The organism is Ralstonia sp. ASV6, assembly GCF_016429285.1.
Taxonomy (GTDB): domain Bacteria; phylum Pseudomonadota; class Gammaproteobacteria; order Burkholderiales; family Burkholderiaceae; genus Ralstonia; species Ralstonia flaminis.
Genome location: NZ_JAELUI010000630.1, coordinates 1 through 302, shown reverse-complemented (window position 1 = coordinate 302; position 302 = coordinate 1). Strand labels below are relative to the sequence as shown.

1 protein-coding gene is annotated in these 302 nt (G+C 73.2%); it reads left to right on the top strand.

The window, feature by feature from the left end:
- Positions 1 to 158: 158 nt before the first annotated feature.
- The coding region (locus JHD73_RS30165) for a hypothetical protein (RefSeq protein WP_368735572.1) at positions 159 to 302 on the top strand (144 nt) is incomplete at its 3' end.

Sequence of the window (302 nt, the reverse complement as noted above, 5' to 3'; positions counted from 1 at the left end):
CCCCCCCCCCCCCCCCCCCCCCCCCCCCCCCCCCCCCCCCCCCCCCCCCCCCCCCCCCCCCCCCCCCCCCCCCCCCCCCCCCCCCCCCCCCCCCCCCCCCCCATTTTCACGCAGAAGACGGCATACGAGATCAGGCGCCATGTCTCGTGGGCTCGGAGATGTGTATAAGAGACAGGGTCACGCTGTTCGACGGCCGCACCGGTGAAGCCTTCGAGCGTCCGGTCACGCTGGGCGTGATGCACATGCTGAAGCTGCACCACTTGGTCGACGACAAGATGCACGCACGTTCGACCGGTCCGTAC